Source organism: Nocardia cerradoensis NBRC 101014, assembly GCF_000308535.1.
GTDB classification, from domain to species: Bacteria; Actinomycetota; Actinomycetes; order Mycobacteriales; family Mycobacteriaceae; genus Nocardia; species Nocardia cerradoensis.
The window spans coordinates 1-3,332 of record NZ_BAFW01000152.1 but is presented as its reverse complement, the minus strand read 5'-3'; the positions used below and the strand labels follow the sequence as shown (position 1 = coordinate 3,332).

General features: G+C 70.2%; 3 protein-coding genes and 1 pseudogene. 2 read left to right on the top strand and 2 right to left on the bottom strand.

Going from position 1 to position 3,332, the window contains the following annotated elements; genetic code table 11:
• A pseudogene (locus tag ON23_RS37935) lies at positions 1–278 on the bottom strand (hypothetical protein); the annotation flags it as partial.
• Positions 279–527: 249 nt separating this feature from the next.
• On the opposite strand from ON23_RS37935, the gene ON23_RS16380 reads away from it, so the two are divergent.
• On the top strand, positions 528–1,697 hold the full coding sequence (locus ON23_RS16380) for a phosphotransferase family protein (RefSeq protein WP_030513960.1): 1,170 nt from the start codon (positions 528–530) through the stop codon (positions 1,695–1,697).
• A gap of 1 nt (position 1,698) precedes the next feature.
• Here ON23_RS16380 and ON23_RS16375 read toward each other — a convergent pair whose 3' ends face one another.
• Entirely contained in the window at positions 1,699–2,658 is a 960-nt protein-coding gene (locus tag ON23_RS16375) for a TauD/TfdA dioxygenase family protein (protein ID WP_083904016.1), read from the bottom strand.
• Positions 2,659–2,725: 67 nt separating this feature from the next.
• Here ON23_RS16375 and ON23_RS16370 point away from each other — a divergent pair, with 67 nt between their 5' ends.
• Positions 2,726–3,316: a helix-turn-helix domain-containing protein gene (locus ON23_RS16370; protein ID WP_039779214.1), complete on the top strand. Its 591-nt coding sequence runs from the start codon at positions 2,726–2,728 to the stop codon at positions 3,314–3,316.
• The last annotated feature ends 16 nt before the right edge of the window (positions 3,317–3,332 follow it).

Below are 3,332 nucleotides of genomic sequence, written 5' to 3'. Positions count from 1 at the left end.
GGCGGCGCCACCGGGGGCACCCCGCCCGGCGCGCCCTGGGGCTGCTCGCCCGGAGCGCCGCGGTACTGTGGGGCGCCGTACTGCGGTGCGCCGGAGCCCTCGAACTGCGGATATCCCGCGGCTCCGGTCATTTCGGGCCGGCCCTGCGTTGCGGGATGTTCGCCTGGCCCGGCGCCGGGTCGTACGGGGCCGGTGGGATGCTGCCCGGGCCGGCTCTCCGGTCGCCGTTCACCGCCTTCGCCGGTGTCGCGGGGTGCGGACTGCGGGGAGTCGGTCATCGTCGGACCTTTCGAATCACCTGGGTTCTGGTGCGGCACACTGCAGTTGAGAGTTCGACACAACCGGACACGGCCGGGCGTGTCAAGCGACGGGCCGCGGCATCGGGCCGGATCCGCGACCCGGCCGACGATGAGCGTAATGAGCATCTCGGTCCGGTCGCAGCCGCTCGGCGGGGACACGCCGACGACGCGCGAAAGGTTGCCGAACCGCTCGCTGAAAGTGACCTGGAGCGAGTAACTTGGTTGGCGATGACCGCACTATTGGCCGAACGCGCCGCCGAAGTCGTGTCCGCGGCACAACAGTTGCTCACGAAGCGCATGGGTGCTGCGGTGAAGCTGAGCGATCCGATCGAACTCAGCGGCAGTGGCAGGACGACGGTGCTGCGCGTACGCGTAGCGGAGAACTCGTTCTCACTTCCTCGCACCCTGATCGTCAAGCAGGTCCGTGGCGCCGCGCAGGAGCGCCGGATCGGCGGCTTGGCGCCCGGGGTCGCGAGTATCGATTCGGCGTTCCTGCGCGAGGCGGTGTCCTACCAGTTCACCACCGCGCTCAGCAGCGAGCACCGTCCCGGCGCCTATCTCCTGGCCCACAGCCTGCCGGATCGGCTGCTGATCCTCAGCGATCTGGGTGAGAACATGTCGCTCACCTCGGTGCTGCAAACCGGCGCCGAACCCGCCACCCGCAACGCCCAGATGGCGTTCGCGCAGGCGCTGGGTCGCATGCACGCCGCCACGGTCGGCCGGGAGGCCGATTTCGTGGCGCTGCTGCGGCGGGTGGAGGTGGTGCACCGGGTCGACGGCATCGCCCAGCAGGCCGAGGCCGCGATCGGTGAAGTGCCCGGAATGCTGGCCCGCGAGGTCGGCATCGACGTGCCGGGCGAGATCGCGGAACGCATCGTGCGAGGCAATCGCCTGTTCTCCGCGGGCCGCTTCCGGGCATTCAGCCCCTCGGACCTGTGTCCGGACAATGTGATCCTCAACGACGAGGGCGCCCGGTTCCTCGACTACGAATGGGGCGGTTTCCGCGACGCCACCCTCGACATCGCCTACGCGCTGGTCTCGTTCCCGGGCTGCCTGTGCGATTTCGAACTCTCCCGCGAGCGCGCGCATCAGATGGTGGAGGCCTGGCGCTCGGAGGTGGTGGGCGTGTGGCCCGCGCTCGCCGACGACGACCTGCTGGCCGAACGCATCCTCGAGGCCCGGCTCATCTGGGTGTGGCTGACGACCTTCTGGTTCCTGCCCGCCGACCACACCCGCATCGCCGCGGCCCGCGAACACGGCCTGTCGGTGCCGCGCTCGGCCGCGCTGATCAACCGGTGGGCGGCGCTGGCCGAGGACGCGCGCTGCACCGGCGACGACACACTCGGCGACTTCGCCGAGCATGTCTCTGCCACCCTCGAGGAACTCTGGGAGGAGTGACTCAGCGGGCCGGGCGCGGTCCCACGATCGAGGCCCGTTCCATGATTCGCGTCTGCGGCCAGTAGTCGCTGGCGGCGTAGTGCTGCACGGCCCGGTTGTCCCAGAAGGCGACGGTGTCGGGTTCCCAGTGCAGCCGCACCTGGTGTTCGGGATAGTCGGCCTGGCGGCAGAGCCGGTCCAGCAGATCGCGGCTCGCCTCGGGATCCATGCCGTCGATCCGGTCCACGAAGATCCGGTTGACGTACAGGTGCCGGCGGCCGGTCGCCTCGTGTGTGCACACCACCGGGTGGCTGACCGGCGGATGCTGGGCCCGCATCGCCTCCTGGGCCTCGGCGGTCTGCCCGCGGCCGAAGGCGCGGGTGTAGTCGTGGGTCGCGGTGAGGTCGTCGATCCGGTTCCGCGTCTCGGCATCGAGGGCCTCGTAGGCGGCGTACATATCCGAGAACAGCGTGTCGCCGCCGATCTCGGGAACGGCGACGGCGTGCAGGATCGCGCCCATCGACGGCTGTGGCCGCCACGTCACGTCGTGATGCCAGATGTTCTCGACGCCCGCCATGGTCGGCGTCTTCTCGAAGCGGACCAGCTCCGGCTGCTCGGTATTGGACGGGATGAACGGATGCACCTCGAGGGTGCCGAAGCGCGCCGCGAACGCGACGTGCTGCGCGGACGTCAGCGGCTGCTCGCGGAAGAACAGCACCTTGTACTCGTGCAGCGCCCGGCGCAGTTCGGCGATCACCTCCGCGGGCAGCTCGCGGGTCAGATCCACGCCGCTGATCTCCGCACCGAGGGTGACGCCGACCTGGCGGGCGTCGAAATGCTGCCAGCGCAGCGCGGCTAGGCGGTCGCGTTCGGCGACCAGATGGGTGAACGGTCCCGCGATCAGCGGAAATCCCGGCAGTTGAAACGAGCTCACGGGGTAGTGCGTACGCGGTTCGGTCTCCGCGGCGGTGGTCTGCGTCATGGCGGTTCCTTCGGCGATCGGACGACTGTAGTCGATTGACTACACCGGTCTTCGCTACTGTAGCCCGATGTCCGAGAACCCGCCATCGACTCCGCGTCGCGACGACTCCGGCGCCGCACCGGTCGGTCGCGACGCGGTCGTCGCGGCGGTCACGGAGGCCGCCGCCGACCTGTTCGCCGAACGCGGCCCGGCCGCGACCTCGATCCGCGACATCGCCGAGCGCGCCGGGGTCAACCACGGCCTGGTCTTCCGGCATCTCGGTGCGAAGGATCGGCTGGTCGGGGCGGTGCTGAGCTATCTCGGGGAGCAGTCGGGCGCAGCGGCCGCCGCCGGACAGCTCACCGCCACCGATCCCCGGCTGCGCCGCCACCTGACCGTGCTGGCACGCTGCATCCTGGACGGCTATCCGGTCGGCGAGCTGCAGGAGCAGTTCCCCGTGATGACGATGCTGATCGAGCATCTCCGGCCGCAGATGGACAGCGACCGCGCCGCCGGACTGGCGGTGGCCCATCTGGCCGCCTTCACCATGGGCTGGCAGCTGCTCGAGCCGTTCCTGCGCAGTGCCGCCGGCCTGCGCGAGCTGAGCGATGCCGAACTGCGGGCGTCGATCGAGGCGCAGGCCGGGCGAATACTGCGGCCCGACCCCGCCTCGCCCTGAGTGTCGGTGCTCATCG